At 57.3% G+C, this 19,528-nt stretch carries 14 protein-coding genes and 1 pseudogene; 11 read left to right on the top strand and 4 right to left on the bottom strand.

What is annotated here, in order from left to right; translation table 11 throughout:
* Positions 1-73: 73 nt before the first annotated feature.
* Positions 74-1,453 carry an MmgE/PrpD family protein gene (locus AB4O22_RS15275; protein WP_460105550.1) on the bottom strand — a complete coding sequence of 460 codons (1,380 nt, stop codon included), beginning with the start codon at positions 1,451-1,453 and terminating at the stop codon, positions 74-76.
* Between the two features lie 167 nt (positions 1,454-1,620).
* Here AB4O22_RS15275 and AB4O22_RS15270 point away from each other — a divergent pair, with 167 nt between their 5' ends.
* Positions 1,621-2,559: a LysR family transcriptional regulator gene (locus AB4O22_RS15270; RefSeq protein WP_405123667.1), complete on the top strand. Its 939-nt coding sequence runs from the start codon at positions 1,621-1,623 to the stop codon at positions 2,557-2,559.
* A gap of 135 nt (positions 2,560-2,694) precedes the next feature.
* Here the strand turns inward: AB4O22_RS15270 and AB4O22_RS15265 are convergent, their stop codons facing one another.
* Positions 2,695-4,146, bottom strand: coding sequence for an NAD-dependent succinate-semialdehyde dehydrogenase (locus tag AB4O22_RS15265; RefSeq protein WP_235868230.1), 1,452 nt, complete (start codon positions 4,144-4,146; stop codon positions 2,695-2,697).
* 124 nt (positions 4,147-4,270) lie between these two features.
* Positions 4,271-5,062: a hypothetical protein gene (locus AB4O22_RS15260; protein WP_405123668.1), complete on the bottom strand. Its 792-nt coding sequence runs from the start codon at positions 5,060-5,062 to the stop codon at positions 4,271-4,273.
* 581 nt (positions 5,063-5,643) lie between these two features.
* Between AB4O22_RS15260 and AB4O22_RS15255 the strand changes: the two genes are divergently transcribed.
* The 4 genes from AB4O22_RS15255 to AB4O22_RS15240 all read left to right on the top strand — a co-directional run bounded on the left by AB4O22_RS15255 (position 5,644) and on the right by AB4O22_RS15240 (position 9,940).
* Entirely contained in the window at positions 5,644-6,468 is an 825-nt protein-coding gene (locus tag AB4O22_RS15255; protein ID WP_048392992.1) for an SDR family NAD(P)-dependent oxidoreductase, read from the top strand.
* Positions 6,469-6,509: 41 nt separating this feature from the next.
* A complete protein-coding gene (locus AB4O22_RS15250) occupies positions 6,510-7,961 on the top strand; it encodes an aldehyde dehydrogenase family protein (RefSeq protein ID WP_460105552.1) in 1,452 nt (483 codons plus the stop codon).
* 91 nt (positions 7,962-8,052) lie between these two features.
* Positions 8,053-8,841 (top strand): HpcH/HpaI aldolase family protein, encoded by a 789-nt coding sequence (locus tag AB4O22_RS15245; protein ID WP_460105553.1) that lies wholly within the window; start codon positions 8,053-8,055, stop codon positions 8,839-8,841.
* 121 nt (positions 8,842-8,962) lie between these two features.
* Positions 8,963-9,940 carry a ketopantoate reductase family protein gene (locus tag AB4O22_RS15240; RefSeq protein ID WP_460105555.1) on the top strand — a complete coding sequence of 326 codons (978 nt, stop codon included), beginning with the start codon at positions 8,963-8,965 and terminating at the stop codon, positions 9,938-9,940.
* 146 nt (positions 9,941-10,086) lie between these two features.
* Here the strand turns inward: AB4O22_RS15240 and AB4O22_RS15235 are convergent, their stop codons facing one another.
* The gene (locus AB4O22_RS15235) at positions 10,087-10,980 is read right to left on the bottom strand and encodes a LysR family transcriptional regulator (RefSeq protein WP_048392999.1); all 894 of its coding nucleotides are present in this window, start codon (positions 10,978-10,980) and stop codon (positions 10,087-10,089) included.
* Positions 10,981-11,169: 189 nt separating this feature from the next.
* Between AB4O22_RS15235 and AB4O22_RS15230 the strand changes: the two genes are divergently transcribed.
* From AB4O22_RS15230 to AB4O22_RS15205, 6 genes and pseudogenes are all read left to right on the top strand, one after another.
* On the top strand, positions 11,170-11,844 hold the full coding sequence (locus AB4O22_RS15230; protein WP_460105557.1) for an NADPH-dependent F420 reductase: 675 nt from the start codon (positions 11,170-11,172) through the stop codon (positions 11,842-11,844).
* Between the two features lie 16 nt (positions 11,845-11,860).
* Positions 11,861-13,501: a GMC family oxidoreductase gene (locus AB4O22_RS15225; RefSeq protein WP_460105558.1), complete on the top strand. Its 1,641-nt coding sequence runs from the start codon at positions 11,861-11,863 to the stop codon at positions 13,499-13,501.
* A 72-nt stretch (positions 13,502-13,573) separates the two neighbouring features.
* Positions 13,574-15,025 (top strand): aldehyde dehydrogenase family protein, encoded by a 1,452-nt coding sequence (locus AB4O22_RS15220; protein WP_460105560.1) that lies wholly within the window; start codon positions 13,574-13,576, stop codon positions 15,023-15,025.
* Between the two features lie 272 nt (positions 15,026-15,297).
* The gene (locus tag AB4O22_RS15215; RefSeq protein ID WP_013692840.1) at positions 15,298-15,744 is read left to right on the top strand and encodes a (2Fe-2S)-binding protein; all 447 of its coding nucleotides are present in this window, start codon (positions 15,298-15,300) and stop codon (positions 15,742-15,744) included.
* 129 nt (positions 15,745-15,873) lie between these two features.
* A pseudogene (locus AB4O22_RS15210) lies at positions 15,874-18,131 on the top strand (xanthine dehydrogenase family protein molybdopterin-binding subunit).
* A 13-nt stretch (positions 18,132-18,144) separates the two neighbouring features.
* Positions 18,145-19,479 (top strand): c-type cytochrome, encoded by a 1,335-nt coding sequence (locus AB4O22_RS15205; protein ID WP_460105561.1) that lies wholly within the window; start codon positions 18,145-18,147, stop codon positions 19,477-19,479.
* The last annotated feature ends 49 nt before the right edge of the window (positions 19,480-19,528 follow it).

Here is a 19,528-nt window from a genome sequence, read left to right as displayed (position 1 = left end):
GGATGAGTGACTAGATTTCAACGTTGGGAAAAACAGCCGAACGTCCGGCTGCCGAGGAGGAAGCCTTTTGTGGTTAGCTCAACGCGTGCAGCAATTTTGCGCAGTCGTCCAAAGACTCCAGATTTCGCGCCATCTGCACGGCAGCATCGATGGCATCCGGTGCCAAAGGATGTGCAGCGACCGACGCGCAATCCCGAAATTTTGAAGTCAGCCGATCCCAGGACAATGGGGTTTCCGGGCTGCCCGGGACGTTGTCGCCCTTGCGCTGAAGCCGCCGGCCATCACGCATGAGGATTTCCAGGCGGCCATCGGGAATCGTTACTTTCCAGTCCAGATCGCTGTCTTCAATCGGAACGACTTTTTGTGCCAGCGCAAGCACCTCAGGATCGACCAGTGCGGCGGAACTGAAATCGCTGATGCGAATTTCTCCGCGTGCCAGGGCCAAGGCAACGCAGTAAGGAAGACTGAATTTGGCATCCACGAGGGTTTTCGGGGCGCGACGCACGTCGAGGGGAGTGCACATGCGCATATGGAAGTCGCCAACGTAGGCGTAGATCTGCTCGATCTCGCTGGCCTTGAGAGAATGTTCACGCATCATTTCAATCGCTGCGTGAATATAGGTATGCACGTTGCCGACCGCAGGCCAGGCTTTGTAGATCATCGATGCGCCAAGATAAGTCTTGCCCAGACCTTCAACCATTTTGGCGCGATCGTATTCACCGCCAAAGTAGACGTTGAAAATACCGGCCTTGCCTTCGAACAGATCGTTGATTCCGGTAATCCCTCGCTGCGCCATCAACGCTGCAAGCACGGCGCCTTGGGCGGTGAAACCGGCGTACATTCCTCTCAGGTCGCTGCCGATGCCGAAGATGACTTCCATTGTCCCGGCTGACTGCATGCTCGCAATGCCGAGGGCATGAGCAAGCTGTTGTGCGTTCAGCCCCAAGATGTGACCTGCAGCCGCGGCGGCGCAATACACCCCGAGGACTGAGGAGAGATTCCAATCCTGCTTCCAACGCACATTGCATCGCAGGCGGACGAAAAGGTCCTCGCCCAAGGCTACAGCAGTGATTAGATCCTTGCCGCTGACACCGCCCTTATGCTGTGCAATGGCGAGCACGGCAGGCACCACTGAACTGTCAGGGTGCGCCCCCCACGGGGTTTGATTGTCATAATCCAAGCAGTGGGCCATTACCCCGTTGGCGAAGGCGGCCATGGGGGCAGGAACTTTGCTGTTGAATCCCAGGACGGAGCAGTCTGGACGTCCGCCGCCGTTCAGCACGATATCGGCTACGCCTTGGACTGCAGGCTCCATTCCGCTTCCGGCAAGGATGACGCCCAAGGTGTCCAGAATGGATTTTTTGGCCGCCTCAATGGCTTCAGCAGGTAGATTTTCATAGCGGGTATTAGCGACATGACGCGCAATTTCATGGCTTAAATCGATCGTTGACATAGTGGCGCTTTCACTCGGGGAAATTGTTATTGGGACCTTCCTTGAGCACCTGTCCAGCCCATCCGTGGCTTAGTGAGCACCTTCAATCTGCCGGTGAGACTTGCAATCAACAAGCGATGAATTACGGACTATCATTAAGCAAAACTGGATAATCAAAGGGCCGCCCAATGCCGCATCCGCGTTTCACCCCGCGTCAGCTGGCTGCGTTCGTTGCAGTGGCGCAGGCAAGAAGTTTTCGCAAGGCTGGAGAGCAGCTGAGTCTTTCAAGTTCTGCTGTCAGCCAGTTGGTAGGTGATCTGGAGTTGGCTGTAGAGCTTCGTTTATTTGATCGAACGACGCGCAGCGTCGTCCTCTCCCCGGCGGGTAGGGAGTTTCTCCCTTCGGCCATGAGCGTTCTCAAGCACATGCAATTGGCACAGAACTCCGCCGACGACATCTGCAACAGAGCGTCGGGTGTCGTTCGGATTGCGGCTCCCCTGATCATGGCCAGTTCGGTGCTTCCAGCGCTGATCAAGGAGTACACCCGAACGCGGCCCAAGCTTGTAATCCGTATACGCGACGCACCCGTGGATGGTCTGGTAGATAGGGTGAGCAATGCAGACGCCGATTTTGCTATCGGCGCAGATCAGCCTGTGGGGGATGACATTGTGCGCAAGGATCTTTTCAAAAGTCCCTGGGTGCTGTGGTGCTCGGCAAGCCATCCGCTCGCCGGATATCAAAGCATTCCGTGGAGCCAGTTAAGGCACCAACCACTTGTTGTCGCGGGTCGCGACTATGAGCGCACCGTCGCGCTCACTCACGGGGGAGAGTTCGAGCAGGGACGAATCATGCCCGTAGACATTGTCGAGAACGTCAGTACGGCGTTGGGGATTGCAGCACAGGGCATGGCAGCCACACTGGGCCCGGCATACGTGGGATTACTGGCCCGACTGCTCGGTTTGACGATGCGGCCAATTGTTCAGCCAGAAGTCACCAGACAGGTATGTATTTACCATTCAAGCACACGTGCGATGTCTCCGGCAGCACAAGGTTTCTGTGAGTTTTTGGAGGAGCAGCTCAAAGGCAACGACGAGCTGGGGGTAGGAGGTGTCTGGCGATTGAGGTGACGCGTTTACGAGGCGAACATGAGCCTTCGCGCATCACGAATTGGCAGGGTTGATATGTGGTCAGCAAAATAGCCGTCGTAGGGCTTAGGGCGCATAACGCGCCCGCGCTTTTAGAGAATGGCGAGGCCTGTTGGCTTACAGGCCGCCCAGCGCCATGTATTTAATTTCGAGGTATTCCTCGATACCGTTATGGCCGCCTTCCCGACCCAGGCCGCTTTCCTTGACACCACCAAAAGGTACTTCGGGGGTGGAGATCAAGCCTTCGTTGATACCGACGATGCCGTACTCCAAGGCTTCCGCCACACGGAAAACGCGGCCCAGGTCCCGGGCGTAAAAGTAGCTCGCCAGGCCAAACGGGGTGTCGTTGGCGAGGTCGATGGCTTCTTTCTCAGTCGAGAATCGGAATAGCGGGGCGACCGGACCAAAGGTCTCATCGCGGAAAATCAACGCGTCTTTCGGAACATTGGCCAGCACGGTAGGTTGGAAGAAATTGCCGCCCCTTGCGTGTCTGGCACCGCCTGTGATGACCGATGCCCCTTTGGCCAAGGCATCGTTGATGTGCTGTTCGACCTTAAGCACGGATGCCTGGTTGATCAGCGGTCCTTGGGTGGCTCCCTCTTCCATGCCGTCCGCCACGAACAAGGCTTCCACGGCGACTTTCAATTTTTCGGTGAAGGCATCGTAAACGCCATCCTGAACCAGAATGCGGTTCGCACACACACAGGTTTGCCCGGTGTTACGGAACTTGGACGCCATGACACCTTTAACTGCCTCATCCAAGTTTGCGTCATCGAAAACGATGAAGGGCGCATTGCCGCCCAGTTCCATGGACGTTTTCTTGATGGTCTTGGCGCATTGCTCCAGCAGCACACGGCCTACTTCGGTCGACCCGGTAAAGGACAGCTTGCGTACGATCGGGTTGCCGGTCAGTTCGCCACCGGTTGCACCTGAAGGGCCGGTGATGACATTACAAACGCCTTTGGGCATGCCGGCGCGCTCGGCGAGCACTGCAATGGCAAGGGCAGAAAAAGGCGTCTGCGAGGCGGGGCGAATAATACCGGTGCAGCCTGCCGACCAGCCGGGGCCAGCTTTACGGGTGATCATCGCTGACGGGAAATTCCACGGTGTGATCGCAGCGAAAACCCCGATCGGCTCTTTGGTGATCAAGACACGCCGGCCCGGCACGTGCCCAGGCATGGTTTCGCCATACACGCGGCGCCCTTGCTCGGCAAACCACTCCAGGAAACCAGCCGAATATTCGATCTCTCCCTTGGCTTCCGCCCAGGGTTTGCCCTGCTCGGCCGTCATGATGGTAGCCAGGTCGTCTTTGTGGATCAGCATCAATTCGCCGATTCGACGAATGATTGCGCCACGAGCCTTGGCAGTCATGGCGCGCCAGGCCGGGAGCGCTGCTCCGGCGGCCTCGATTGCCCGGCGGGTTTCTTCCGCGCCCATGGATGGGACAGTGCCTACGAGCTCACCTGTCGAAGGGTTGCGTACCTCAATCACGGCACCGCTATCGGCGGACACCCACTGACCGTTGATGTAGTTCTGGTTTCTCAGCAGCTCAGGGTCGTTGAGGGTGATCTTATTATTTGCATTAGACATTGGAGTATCCCTTGAATAATTATTTGCAGTCCTACCCGACCGCGGCGCTGTTTACGATGTGCTCACAGCACGGGGCGCTATCGAAACGGCGCGGCTATCGTCTTTAGAATTGCGGGAAGACCACACAAAGCAGCTCGGTTGGCTCGAGCGCGCGCATGGCGACGGGACCTTCGTTTGCCAGCAATTCAAAGCCGGTCTCAGGGCCATATTCATCATTGCCAACGGCGAGTCGGCCTTTTGTGAGGTAAAGAACCTGGAGGGAAGGGTGCTGGCCGGCCCCGAACACAGCGTTTGCGTCCAGTCGAACGAAACCGATGCGCATGTTCCGTTCGGTAAAGGTGCCGAGCCACTTGACCGAGACACCTTCCGAACCTTCTGGCAGCCAGTCAAAGGCATCGGGGTTCATTGCGATCACATCGGTATAGCGAGGCTCGGCGAACTGCAATTTGCGCCCGGTCGCATGTTCGAAGCAGGCATCGGAGCCGTCCATGCTCTGCTCGTTGCCGTTCTCATCCTTCCAGTAGTAAAGGCCTTTCCTGAACTCGCCTTTCTTGTTGAGGATCGCATTTGTCGCTTCACGCTGGGCGACGCTCAGGTAGCCGAAGCCGCTGGCGCCGCCGAGTTGCAGCACGAGCGTCTCAAGCCCCTCGGAACGATCTTGAGGGCCGTAGGGAACGCTTTCCGGGAAGTAACCCACCCAGCCTTGTTTGAGAAACTGGTCCTCGCCGTAAGGCAGGACGCCTTTGATGACGTAGCGGATCTGATCGAAATTATGGCGATGACGCGGCGTTCTCCAGCCCCCGGAGCCAGCCCGACCCATGTTCAAGTCGTAGTTGTTGGGTGAACCGTCTTCGCCAAACAGCAGATGCTTTTGCGCGAGCTTGCCTTCACGCATGGTTCCAACCATTTCACTGTTCGTGTCTGCAGCCTTGCCTACTCGCATTTTTCATTCCTCGTTTAACTGAATGTTGGTCGTGGCTGGATTATTCAATCCTGTCAGCGGGATGTTTTTCGGCGCCCGTGTAGTGCAGGGAATCCCAAGATCGATTTGTGACCACCAATTAAATATATCCCGCACTGTGAGATATGGTCAAATTTTGAATTGAGCGGGATGCCGAGCTGATGTTGTCGGCTTTTTCGTTGGCGTTTCACGGTGGAGATGAGATTTAGAAAGGGATATGAGCGAGAGGAGGGGCGTTATTGAAGCGTTTTTAGTCGTAATCCATGGACGTCGATTGTCTTGACAAATCCCACAATTCGACATAATTCTATTCGCAAGTTGATGGTTTCATCGTTTTGCGTCAATCGTCGATGACCGGGGCTTATGGGGCAGGGCGGGCAGTTGCCGGTCACGCCCCTTGATCAGCGGTTGAGGGCGAAGAGGATGTTTGGGTTCTGCCAGGGCCAAGCGTGACTCACAGCAACTTAAAAATAAGGTCCCTGTGGCCTCACAAAAAATTCAATCCAGGAATAGACATGAGCGAATCATCCATTACCCACGCCCCCGCCGACTCCGGCGTTCCGCTGCAGGCCCGTGATTTCAGCGTCAAGGAACTGGTTGTGATCATCACCGGTGCGGGCCAGGGCATTGGCCGAGAACTGGCCCGGCAGTACGCGGCGGCAGGTGCCTTTCCGGTTATCGCTGATCTGAATCTCGACAAGGCGGCTTCGGTCGTGCAAGAAATTGAGGTTGCGGGCGGTCAGGCCTTGGCCGTGCAAGTCGACGTGGGTGACAAGGCCTCGGTTGACGCCATGGTCGCGCAGGTCCTGAAGGTTCATGGGCGTATCGACGTCTTGATCAATAACGCATCCATTTTCGCAGCCTTGGAAAAATGCGCGTTCGATCAGATCCCCTATCAGCAATGGCAGAAGGTCCTGCACGTCAATATCACTGGGACCTATCTGTGCGTATGTGCCGTTGCTCAGGCCATGCGTGACGCGAAATTCGGCCGAATCATCAATATTTCCTCAGACGCCGTGCCCCGCGGCACGATGAATTACCTGCACTACGTCACGTCGAAATCGGCGCTGATCGGCATGACCAACTCGCTGGCTCGAGAACTCGGACCACACGGCATCACTGTGAACTGCATTCGTCCCGGTAGCGTTGCCACGGAAGTGGAGCGGGTCGCCAATCCGACTGTCGAGTTACGTCAGCGCGCGGCGGCGTTGCAGTGCATTCCCCGTGGAATGCTGCCCACCGACCTTGTCGGAATCATGTTGTTCCTGGCCACCCCGGCGGCGTCGTTCATCACCGGTCAGACCATTGCCTGTGATGGCGGCTACACCCACAGCAGCTGATTCCAGACGCTCGCCGCATAACAGTTGGAGGCACCCGCAAGATGAAGGATTACGCCAAGTTCTATATCGACGGTGAATGGGTAGAGTCCGCAACGCCTCATCGGCAGGAGTTGATTGACCCGACCACTGAAGAGGTGTTTGCGACAGTCGCCATGGCGACCGTTGAAGAAGTGGATTCCGCGGTTGCCGCGGCTCGACGGGCATTCAAAAGCTACTCGCAGTCTTCCCTTGATGAGCGTTACGACCTGATCAACCGCATCATCGAAGCCTACGAACTGCGTGTCGATGATTTTGTCCTGGCCATTGCGCAAGAGGTGGGTATTCCTCGTAGCGCTCGGGCTCAGGTCATGGGGCCAATCGAACACATGAAGGTGGCTCGGGACCTGCTGAAAACCTACGAGTTCGAAGCTCGGATTGGCAACACGATCGTTCGTCGCGAACCCCTGGGCGTGTGTGCGCTGATCTCACCGTGGAACTGGCCGATCCAGACAACCGTCATCAAGTTGATCTATGCGTTGGCCGCAGGTTGCACGGTCGTGTCCAAGTCCAGCATCAACTCACCGGTCAGCGCAATTCTGCTGGCAGAAGTGCTGGATAGCGCGGGTGTACCCAAGGGCGTTTTCAACATGCTCAATGGCTCGGGCCGTGTGATCGGCGAGGCGATGTCGAGGCATCCCGATGTCGACATGATTTCCTTTACCGGATCGACTGGTGCAGGTGCCCAGGTAGGCGAAGCAGCGGCACGCACCATCAAGCGCGTGTGTCTGGAGCTGGGCGGGAAGTCAGCCAATATTGTGCTTCGAGACGCTGATCTGGAAAAGGCCGCACGTTGGAACGTGCAGCGTTGCTTCTTCAATACGGGGCAATCGTGCCACGCCCCGAGCCGCATGCTGGTGCATGAAAGCCAAGTGGAGCAGATCATTCCGTTCCTGGCTGACGAAGCAAACCAGTTCCGTCTGGGGGATCCGCGTGATCCTTCCACGACGATGGGCCCGATTGTCAGCCAGGCGCAATTCAATAGCATTCAGCGTCACATCCAGGCGGGAATCGATGGAGGTGCACGGTTGATCGTTGGCGGTCCGGGACGCCCCGAGGGCTTTGAGCGTGGCTTCTTCACTCGTCCTACCGTGTTTGTCGATGTGACGCCGGACATGAGTATTTGCCGCGAAGAGATTTTCGGACCGGTCCTGGTGGTGGTGCCCTATTCCTCAGAGGCGCAGGCACTGGAAATCGCCAATGACTCGCCTTATGGATTGGGTGGCTATGTATTTGGCGGGGACCGGCGCAAAGCCTATGAGTTTGCCAGCGGCCTGCGGGCCGGGCGTGTCTGCTTCAATGGCGCGGCGACTAACTCTTTGACCCCAATGGGGGGTTACAAGCAATCCGGAATCGGTCGCTCGATGGGCGTATTTGGGTTGGAAGAGTACCTCGAAATCAAGTCGGTCTATGGCTTTGAAGAAGAGGCCGCGACGCTACCGTCGTTGAAGGCCTGATACCCATGTTCATCCGGGGCCAGGGCACTACTGTGCACAGTCCTGGCAATAGTGCAGTGCTCGCCTATGAATCTTTTCAGAGAACAAAAACATGAATGCTTCGAATGCGTCACTCAGAAACGGGGTCAAAGAAAAGCTCGCCAGGGGCGAGACGGTGTATTCGATGACATCTCGGCTCGTCAGGACCTTTGACATCGCCAGCATTGCCTATACGGCAGGTTTCGATTCGATCTACATCGACATGGAACACAGCAGCTATTCGCTGGAAGCTGCGGGGCAAGTATGCATGGCGTGTATCGGTCTGGACATAACGCCATTCGTGCGCGTGCCCAGCACAGACCCGCACTTCATCGCGCGCGTGCTTGACTCCGGCGCCTTGGGCATCATTGTCCCAAGTGTGCAGTCGGCGGAAGATGCCAGGGCTATCGTGCGAGCGGCCAAGCATGCTCCGCTGGGCGAACGGTCGGTGGCCGGCGCGCCGCCGCAATTCCACTATCGATCCCTGCCCGCAGTAGACGCTACGCAGCAACTCGACGACGCGACGATGATTATTGCCATGATCGAATCGTTGGAAGGTCTTGAAGCGGTTGAGGAAATCGCAGCAGTAGAAGGCGTCGACATCCTGCTGGTGGGGGCCAACGACCTCAGCAGCGCCCTCGGTGTGTCTGGCGAAATGGACCATGAACTGGTGCGTAACGCCTACAGGCGCGTGTTGAATGCATGCCTGGCGAACAATAAGGTTCTCGGTGTAGGAGGGTTGGGCAGCCGGCCCGACTTGATCAAAGAGCTCGTGGCGTTGGGCGCACGATATGTTTCAACCGGCAACGACATCTCATTTCTTCTCGCGGCGGCGATACAGAAACGCCAACAGTTTGCATAACCCGGCTGATCTGCAGCTAAGCCTCAACAACTATCGTTACTGCACGAACGTAGGGTGACTCAAGGCGTCCTTGCGTGATGCCTTGATTCGTCCGCCGGAGTGCGTGCAGCGGAGCAGAAGAATGAAAGTTTGCATTTACGGAGCCGGCGCTGTCGGCGGGCATATTGCAGCGAGACTTGCTGAGGGTGGAGCCGAGGTTTCTCTGGTCGCTCGGGGGGAGCATTTGGCTGCTATCCGCGCAAATGGATTGCGCGTGGAAACAAAGGATGGCGTTTTCGTGAGTCAGCCAGTGGCCACCGATGATCCCTCATCGCTGGGTCGACAGGATGTCGTGATTGTATCGGTCAAGGCACCAGCGCTTCCCGGGATTGTGGCAGGTATCAAGCCATTATTGGGCGATGAAACGTTGGTGTTGTTCGCCTTGAATGGCATTCCCTGGTGGTACCTGCAAGGCCAAGGAGGAATGCTTGAGGGGGCATCACTTCCTCGGATCGATCCGCAATCGCTCCTGACGGCTGCCATTGCCCCCGAGCGCGTAGTGGGTGCGGTCGCTTATACCGCTTGCACGGTTACCGCGCCGGGAGTGATCAAGGCGGAAAATCCACGTAACCGGCTCATTCTCGGGCGCCCGGATGGGAAACCGGATGCGCGCCTGGATGCTTTGGCCGAGTGTTTGATCAGAGGGGGGCTGGAAATTGAAGTCACCGACAGGATACGGGACGCTATCTGGACTAAGCTGGTCATCAATCTGACGGGTGGATCGCTGGCCATTCTGACTGCGTCGACGATGAAGCAAGCCCTGGCTAGCCCAGCAATTTCGAAAACTGCCCAGGCTATGGCAAACGAGGCTGCCTCGATTGCTCGGAAGCTGGGATGCGACCCGGGAGATGTCGAGGAGGGGCTTCGTCGATTGGCCGTTTCGACGCATAAACAAAGCATTCTTCAAGACCTCGAGCTGGGGCGCTCAATGGAAGTCGACACGATACTCAGGGCCCCGCTGGAGCTCGCACGGCTGGCTGATGTCGAGACGCCTGCGCTTGATCTGGTGGTTGACCTGGCTGTGCAGCGGGCGAAAGCCGCCGGTCTGTACGACAACTAAGTTCGGTAAAGCCCGCGCCGATGCCCGGCGCGGCAACCCCATTAGTGATTGGTATGAGTCGGTCTCTACTGATCGGGACCTGCCCCTGAGTGCCCCTGCATGGCACTTTCAGATGCGAAGAAGGAAGAGGCTCAGAGCGTCGGTGACTATCCGGGGTACCGTAACTCATCGATTAGAACCTGCATCGCCCGAGACTTCTCGCGCTCGCTTGAGTAGTAAAGGTGCAGTCCCGGAAATGTTCTCCACCAGGCTTCCATGACAGGGACCAGGGTGCCATCAACCAGATGGGGATGGGCGATGTCCTCGGGAACATAGGCCAGTCCGAAACCCGATACAGCGGCATCCAAAATCTGATTGATGCCATTGAATACGAGCCTGCCTTTGACTCTCGTATTGATTTCCTGGCCGTCTTTTTCCAGCTCCCACGCGTACAGGCCTCCACGTGTTGGCAGGCGCATATTTATACATTCATGTTCCATGAGGTCCTGAGGTCTGGTGGGCATGGCACGAGACTCCATGTAGGACGGCGCGCCCACCATGACAAAGCGCATGTCGGGAGCGATACGAACGGCTTCGATCCCGTTTGCCAATCCGTCCCCGAGCCGGATGCCAAAGTCGAAATGGTCGGCCACGATGTCCGTCAAGCCATAGTCGATAACGACTTCTACACTTATTTGTGGGTATTTCGGCAGGGCTTGTGCCAATTTCGGCCAAAGCACCGTTTCGATGACATGGTCGGTTGCGGTGATGCGAATGTTACCGGCGGGGGTGTCGCCAAGTTCGGCCACGGCGATCAGTTCGGTTTCGATTTCCCGTAACCGCGGTTCAACGGTATTGAGCAGACGTTCACCGGCCTCGGTAACGGATACGCTGCGGGTCGTTCTAGTGAGCAGACGTACCCCGACCCGAGCCTCCAGTCTCTGGATGCTATGACTGAGCATCGATTGAGAGATTCCCAGCTGGGAGGCCGCTCGCGTGAAACTTTGCTCTCGTGCAACTGCAATGAGCGCGAGCAGGTCGCTGTAGTGTTCCTTTGCCATTCATCATTCTCTGCGTGGGGGCGAATACTGTATCAGCTCAAGCGCCCGCGCCAAGGATCTATGTTCATGAGCCGGCCATGCCGATCGTGTAGGGGATTAATCAATTTGGATCATACCTCTATTCGCCGTCGAGCCTTTCACCCGAACGCCATCCGTGTTTTTAATCGAAAAAATAGCAAGAGGCCTTTCATGAGAATCGGAATCCTGGGCTCCGGCCGAATGGGCAGTCATCTGGGCACCATGTTCGCCCGGGTTGGCCATGAGGTCTCCTTCAGTTACTCGCGTAATCAGCAGAAACTTTCCGATCTGGCTGCGTCGGCAGGTAAAAATGCACAGGCCAGCACACCGGCAGAAGCGGCACTAAATGCTGACTTGGTCCTCCTGGCTGTGCATTGGCTTCAAGTGCCTGACGTCCTCAGCCAGGTGGATGAATTGAGCGGCAAAATCGTCATGACCTGCTGCAATCCTTTAAACGCAGAGGACACCGAGCTTGTCATCGGCCACACGATTTCCGGTGCGGAAACGCTGGCACAGATGATACCTGGGGCCCATGTCGTTGCGGCCTTCCAGTCGACGCCCAGCGAAGTTCTGTTCGATGTGTTCGCGGCCAGGGGCGAGGCGTTACGTCCCAGTTTGATCTTCTGTGGCGAGGACGAAGCCAGTAAAGCCACAGTTTCGGATCTTATCAGTCAGGTGGGCTTTGATCCGGTGGACGCTGGGGCTCTGAAGGTTGCCCGTTATATAGAGCCTTTCGCGATGCTCTCCGCAGTGTTGGCTTACGAAACGGACCAGGGGCCCGAATGGGCTTATCGCTTCGAGCGTTTTGACAGGTTGTTCAAAGGCACTTCCCGCGTCGGGAAATAGCGGGAGGAGCGGGTACATGCAGATTTATGATTACATCGTTGTCGGTGCCGGTTCTTCGGGCTGTCCGGTTGCGCGCGGTTTGTCTGACGATCCCCGGAACAACGTCCTGCTTATTGAGGCGGGACGTGCTTCAGATCGTTTCTGGGTCAATACGCCCGCGGGAATGGGCAAGCTCTATTTCAATAAGTCATTGAACTGGAATTTCCGCACCTCGCCAATGGAGAAGCTTCAAGGGCGTCGGATGTACTGGCCTAGGGGCAAATTGCTCGGTGGATCCAGCTCCATCAACGGCATGGTATTCATTCGCGGGCATCAGAAAGATTTTGACGGCTGGCGTGCCCTGGGCAACCCAGGCTGGGGCTATGAAGATGTCTTGCCGTATTTCAAAAAGATGGAGCACTTTGAGCGGGGCGGCGATGAATATCGCGGAGCGAATGGTCCGCTATGGATCAGTGATCCGGTCGTCAAAGAAAAGAGTAGCTACGATTTTATAGAGGCCGCTAACCGTATCGGTATCCCGGTGACCGAGGACATGAACGGCGCCTTGCACGATGGCGTAGGTTTCATGCAGCACAACATCCAGGACGGGCAACGGATGTCGACTTACCGGGCATTTATCGAGCCTGTCATTGAACGGCCGAACCTGACGGTTCGAACCGGATGCGAGCTGCAGCGCGTTTTATTCGAGGGGCGTACCGCTGTCGGTATAGAGGTTTTGAAGAGTGGCCGTTTGGAGCGTATCTATGCGGCGCGCGAAGTGATTCTGTCAGCAGGCTCGCTGAAGACACCGCAGATGCTGATGTTGTCCGGCATCGGCCCAAGGGCTGAACTGGAAAAACACGCAATTCCCGAAGTTCTGAATTCCCCAGGAGTAGGGCAAAACCTGCAGGATCATTTTTATATTCACACAGCCTTCCGTTGCACCCCAGACAGTTCGTACAACGCCAACCTCGTAGGCCTGCGAAAGTACTGGGAAGGCTTCCGTTACCTGATGACCCGCAAAGGGTATCTTGCCCTTGGCTCTTCCCAGGTCGCGGCGTTTGTTAAAAGTAGCCCGGACGAGGACTACGCTGATCTCCAAATCAGCTTTCGGCCCATGACCTTTCAATACTTCCCTGACGGCACGGTTGACGTTGAAAAGCATCCCGGGCTCGGGGTGTCGGTCTATCAGTTGCGTCCCAGCACCACGGGAACAGTGACGCTGCGCTCAACCAACCCGTCTGACCCGGCCGATTACACACCAAATTTCCTGAGCAGCGATTACGACATCAATGCCGTGATCAGTGGTGTGCGCTGGATACGCAAAATCATGAACAGCGAGCCCATCAAGTCTCGCGTGGTTTCGGAAGAATTGCCGGGGCCCCACATTCGTACCGATGAAGATATCTACAACTATCTGGTCGAAACCGGCAATTCGGCCCACCACCAGGGCGGCACCTGCAAGATGGGTAACGACGCGATGGCGGTGGTGGACGAACGACTGCGTGTCCGCGGTATCGAGCGACTGCGGGTGGTGGATGCCTCGATCATGCCATTCATCACGTCGGGCAACACCAATGCGCCGTCCATCATGATTGGTGTGAAAGCCGCCGACCTGATTCGTGAAGATGCAATGGCTCGCCGGGCAAGCAGTTCGCCGGTCGAAACTGTTGGTTGAATCGGCGGGTACCGTGTTGCCACCTGTCACGAAAATCCTCACCGAATAACAACAACTGGAGGCACCAGCAAGATGCACGATTACGCGAAGTTTTATATCTACGGTGAATGGGTAGAGGCCGCGACCTCCCAGCGCCAGGAATTGATTGATCCGACTACCGAAGAAGCGTTTGCCACGGTCGCCATGGCGACCGTTGAAGAGGTGGACACTGCCGTGGCCGCAGCTCGGCGTGCATTCAAAAGCTATTCGCAGTCTTCCCTCGATGAGCGTTACGACCTGATCAACCGTATCATCGAAGCCTACGAATTGCGCGCCGATGATTTTGTACAGGCCATTGCGCAAGAGGTGGGTATTCCCTGCAGCGCCCGTGCTCAGGTCATGGGGCCAATCGAACATATGAAGGTCGCTCGCGACCTGTTGAAGACGTACGAGTTCGAGGCGCGAATTGGCAATACGATCGTTCGCCGTGAACCCCTGGGTGTCTGCGCACTGATCTCGCCTTGGAACTGGCCGATCCAGACAACCGTCATCAAGCTGATCTATGCGCTGGCCGCCGGTTGTACAGTCGTATCCAAGTCCAGTATCAACTCTCCGGTCAGCGCTATTTTGCTGACAGAGGTGCTGGATGCCGCGGGCGTACCCAAGGGCGTTTTCAACATGCTCAACGGCTCGGGGCGAGTGATTGGCGAGGCGATGTCGAGGCATCCCGATGTCGACATGGTTTCCTTCACGGGCTCGACCGGTGCCGGTGCGCAGGTAGGCGAGGCAGCGGCACGCACCATCAAGCGCGTGTGTCTGGAGCTGGGCGGGAAGTCGGCGAATATCGTGCTGCGAGACGCCGATCTGGAAAAGGCCGCGCGCTGGAACATTCAGCGCGGCTTCTTCAATACTGGACAATCCTGCCACGCGCCGAGTCGCATGCTGGTGCATGAAAGCCAGGTGGAGCAGATCATTCCGTTTCTGGTCGACGAAGCAAACCGATTCCGTCTCGGAGACCCGCGAGATCCCGCCACGACCATGGGGCCGATTGTCAGCCGGGCACAATTCAACAGCATCCAGCGTCACATACAGTCGGGCATCGATGAGGGGGCACGGCTGATTGTTGGCGGACTGGGGCGCCCCGACGGCTTCGAACGTGGCTTTTTCACCCGTCCGACCGTGTTCGTCGATGTGACGCCGGAGATGACTATTTGCCGGGAAGAGATTTTCGGGCCGGTCTTGGTGGTGGTGCCTTATTCCACCGAGGCGCAGGCATTGGAAATAGCCAATGACTCGCCTTATGGGTTGGGTGGCTATGTATTCGGTGGGGACCGGCGCAAGGCGTATGAGTTCGCCAGCGGCCTGCGTGCCGGGCGTGTTTGTTTTAACGGTGCGCCGACTAACTCGCTGACGCCTATGGGGGGTTACAAGGAATCCGGCATCGGCCGCTCGATGGGTGTTTTCGGGTTGCAAGAGTATCTGGAAATCAAATCGGTCTATGGCTTTGACGAGGAAGCCGCAGCACTGCCGTCGTTGAAGGCCTGATACGACTATCCAAGACCAAACGCTGCCGCACCGATGATTGGCGCGGCACGCCTGCTGTTTGAAGAGAGTATTTATTCATCTGATTAATAGCACCTTGCGAGCTTGCTCACGTGGTTCGCTTGCTGTGCCACGGACGAGCCCAGTAGGGTAAGGCTCGTCTAAAAAAACGACGTTGCAGTTGTTGTTATTGCGAATGGTCAGTTGCCAAAGATTATCCGCAGGTCGTGCTCGGCCAGGTTTTTCACACTGTTTTCAATCGAGGCATTCTTACAATGGAACTCAACGTAAATGGCACTGTGTATGAGGTTGAGGCGGATGCGGATACACCATTGTTATGGGTGATTCGCGACGATATCGGCCTGACCGGAACCAAGTACGGGTGCGGTTTGGCGCAATGCGGCGCCTGTTCGGTCATGGTGGACGGCGTGCTGCTTCGCTCATGCGTTACACCGGTTGAAGGTGTAAAGGGCAAACAGATTCGCACAATCGAAGCCATTGAAGACGACGAGTTGGGCAAACGCGTAGTGGCCGCCTGGGTCAAGCATCAAGTCGCCCAGTGTGGCTATTGCCAGTCTGGCCAGGTAATGGCCGCCACTGCGCTGTTGCAGCGCATTCCCAAACCTTCCCAAGCCGATATTGCTGCCGCCATGACGAATCTCTGCCGTTGCGGCACTTATAACGCGATCAAGACTGCTGTCGATGAGCTTGCTGGTGCTTGAGCACGCGCAATTCGACTGAGCTGCGACGTGCCTGGTGACAATGCCGACGGCTAATCCTGACCACCTTTAATGGAGCAGGGATTGGTCTGCTGCCAGGCCGAGCATTGAATGCAAACACAGGGGAACACTATGTCAAAACTGGATGATTCAATCGCCGAGCGCGGCGTACTCTCCGACGCGCAACCTGTGAACGTCTCTCGCCGCCGTTTTTTGCAGGCATCGGCTGGCGTCACGGCGGGTGCGCTTGTTATCAGCTTCGGAATTCCCCTTGGCCCGTTGCGTGCTGCCGAGCGTGCCCAGGCATTGCCGCCTGGCGCCCGTGTACCGGCGTTCCTGGAGATTCGTCCGGATAATACCGTTCGCCTGCAGAGCCCCTTTATCGAGGGTGGGCAGGGTATTTTCACGGGCATGGCACAGGTCGTGGGTGAGGAGCTCGATATAGATCCAGCCAGCTTTCTGGTGGAGAACGCGGCGCCCGGGAGTGACTTCAAAGTCATGGAAGGTGGCATGCGCTTCACGGGTGGTAGCCGGTCGATGCGCGCGAGCTACATGACCATGCGCCGACTGGGCGCATCGGCGCGCCTGATGCTATTGCAGGCCGCGTCTTCCCACTGGAAGGTGCCTCTGGCGCAGCTAACTACCGAGCCAGGGCGGGTCATTCATGCCGCTTCCAATCGATCGATCACCTACGGTGAACTCGCGCCGCTAACGCTCGATTTGCCCATTCCCGATCCGCAAACCGTTACTCTGCGCGACCCTGCCACATTCCGCTGGATCGGTAAGCCGGTCCAGCGAATAGACGTCTACGACAAATCCACTGGTAAGGCGCAATACACCATCGATACTCGTGTCGAAGGCATGCTCCACGCCGCGGTACAGCATGCGCCGCGCCTGGGTCTGCAAGTGGGGCTGGTGCGCAACGAGGATCAGATCAGAAACCTCAAAGGCGTGCATTCGGTGCACCGTCTTGAAGGGGCAGTGGCGGTGGTTGCGCAACGCTGGTGGGTGGCCAAGCGTGCCGTCGAGGCTCTGCAAGTGGAGTGGACGGAGCCGGGTGGCGATTCAACCGTGCGCTACATGCCGGCTAATTTCGACACCCAGGCCTATGCGGAGCAACTGAGTAAAACCACCGACGCTGGGGATGAGGCCGAACGTGAGGGCGACCTGCAGCAAGGGCTGGCCGGCGCCAAGAAAATCGTCAGCGCGACTTATCATACCCAATACCTCAACCACGCCCAGTTGGAGCCGCCCTCGGCCCTGGCGCGCTTCGGGGCTGAAGGCAATCTCGATTTGTGGCTGCCGAACCAGGCCCCGGATTTGTTTTTGGCCGACGTCGCCAAGCGCACCGGTCTGGACCCTTCCAAAATCACTCTCCACTCTCCGCTGCTGGGTGGCTTTTTCGGCCGGCATTTTTTATACCCGAATGCATCACCTTACCCTCAGGCTATCCAGCTGGCTCAATCCACAGGTCGACCGATCAAGGTGATCTGGAGTCGCGAGGAAGAATTTTTGCGTGACGTGCTTCGTCCTTCCGCCGTAGTGCGCTTTCGCGCCGGCCTGGATGAACAGGGCATACCGGTGGCCTTTGAAGCAATTAGTGCCACGGAAGGGCCAACCGAGGGTATCGCTAACAAACAAGGAGACAAAATCGACCCGACCGCCGTCGAGGGCCTGGCCGGTAAAAAATACGCCATTGCGCATCGTCGGATCGCTCAACTGTACTCGCAGACCCCCGTGATGCTGGGCTACTGGCGTTCAGTCGGGAACTCCATCAATGACTTTATGTATGAAGCTTTTCTGGATGAAGTGGCGGATGCCGGCGGTCAAGACCCCTATGAGCTGCGGGCCAAGCTGCTGCAGGGCAACGATCGGTTAAGCCACCTGCTCAAGACAGTGGCCGACCTGTCCGGGGGTGGAAACGAGGGCCGTTCACGGCGCAAGACGGCACCAAGCGAGCGAGAGGCGTTGCAATGGCATCGCCATTTGGTACCGAAACGGCGGTGATCGCAGAGGTTTCCATCAGCAACGGAGCCGTGAAGGTTCACGATATCTGGCAGGCAATCGATCCGGGTAGCATCGTCAATCCCGCCATCATCGAGGCTCAGGTCAACTCAGCCGTGGCCCTCGGCTTGTCTCAAACCCTGATCGAACAAGCCATCTACAAAGGTGGCACGCCGGTAGCGCGCAATTACGACCTCTACCGCATTCTCACACCGGAGATGATGGCCAGGGTCCATGTCCGCGTGGTTGAAAGTGGCGCGCCAATGGGCGGAATCGGCGAACCGCCTCTGCCTGCGGTGGCACCGGCGGTTGCTAACGCCGTCTCGCGACTGACCGGTCAACGAATTCGCAGCATGCCTCTATCGCAGTACCGCTTCGACACCTGATGAGGAATGGCTCGTGAATAAAACTATAAAGTATCTGCTGCCAGCAGGCATCGTCGTGGCAGCTGGCTTGGGCTGGTTTGTCAATCGCACGCCATCTTCGCCTTTTGCTGATGAGACAGCTCCCCCGTCGACAGATGCACAACTTGTCCAACGCGGTGAATATGTTGCCAGGCTGAGCGACTGTGTGGCCTGCCATAGCACGCCAAAAAGTGCGCCGTTTGCCGGTGGGTTAGAGATGGCGACCCCGATGGGGTCGATCTATGCCACCAACATTACCCCGGACAAACAAACGGGCATCGGCAACTACAGCCTGGCCGACTTCGATCGCGCAGTACGCAGCGGAGTCGCGGCTGACGGGCACAGGCTGTATCCGGCTATGCCGTACCCATCCTATGCCAAGCTCAGCGACGATGATGTGCGGGCGCTTTATGCGTTCTTCATGGCCGGCGTTAAGCCGGCGCAGCAGCAGAACCAGCAAAGCCATATCCCCTGGCCGCTCAACATGCGCTGGCCGCTGGCTTTGTGGAATACCGCGTTTGTCGATGACGATGCCTATCAGGCCAAGCCGTCAGAGGATGCGCTGTGGAACCGCGGCGCCTACATCGTCCAGGGCGCGGGGCATTGCGGTAGTTGCCATACCCCACGAAGCTTGACGATGAACGAGAAGTCGCTGGATGAAAGCAGCGCTACTTTCCTCAGCGGTTCACTGCTCGATGGGTGGTACGCGCCGAGCCTGCGCCAGGATCCGAACACTGGATTGGGTCGCTGGAGTGAGCAGCAAATCGTCGACTACCTGAAGACCGGACGTAACGCTCACAGCGTGGTCGTGGGCACCATGGCGGAAGTCTTCAACAACTCGACGCAATACATGTCCGACCCGGACTTGAAAGCCATTGCGCATTACCTGGTGTCGTTGCCGGGCGACCCAAAGCGTGACGGGCCGCCATGGAAGCCAGCGGCCAAACTGGCAGAACAACCTCTGTCGACACCTGGGGCAGCCAACTATATGGCCAAGTGCAGCAGTTGCCACGGCAGTGACGGCAGCGGGCAGGCGCCATGGATACCTCCTTTGGCAGGCGCATCTTCATCGATGGTGAAGGAAAGCGCTACGAGCATCAATGCGACCTTGAATGGTTCCGAACGTGTCGTTGCCAATGGCATTCCGGATTCGTATCGCATGCCCCCGTACCGCAACCAACTCTCTGATCAGGAAGTCGCCGATGTACTGACTTTCGTTCGCACGTCATGGGGTAATCAGGGAGGCGCAGTGAAGGCTGACGAGGTGAAGGAACTGCGTGAGCGAACCAATCCGGCCAGCAGCAACCCGATCATCCTGCAGATGCGTTGAGAGAGTAGGGCGAGGGTCCCGCCAAGACCCTCGCTATAGAAACGGAGTG

Source organism: Pseudomonas sp. S3_B11 (genome assembly GCF_054667715.1).
Note: the sequence above shows the minus strand (reverse complement) of the source record. Positions and strands in the feature narration are given on the sequence as shown.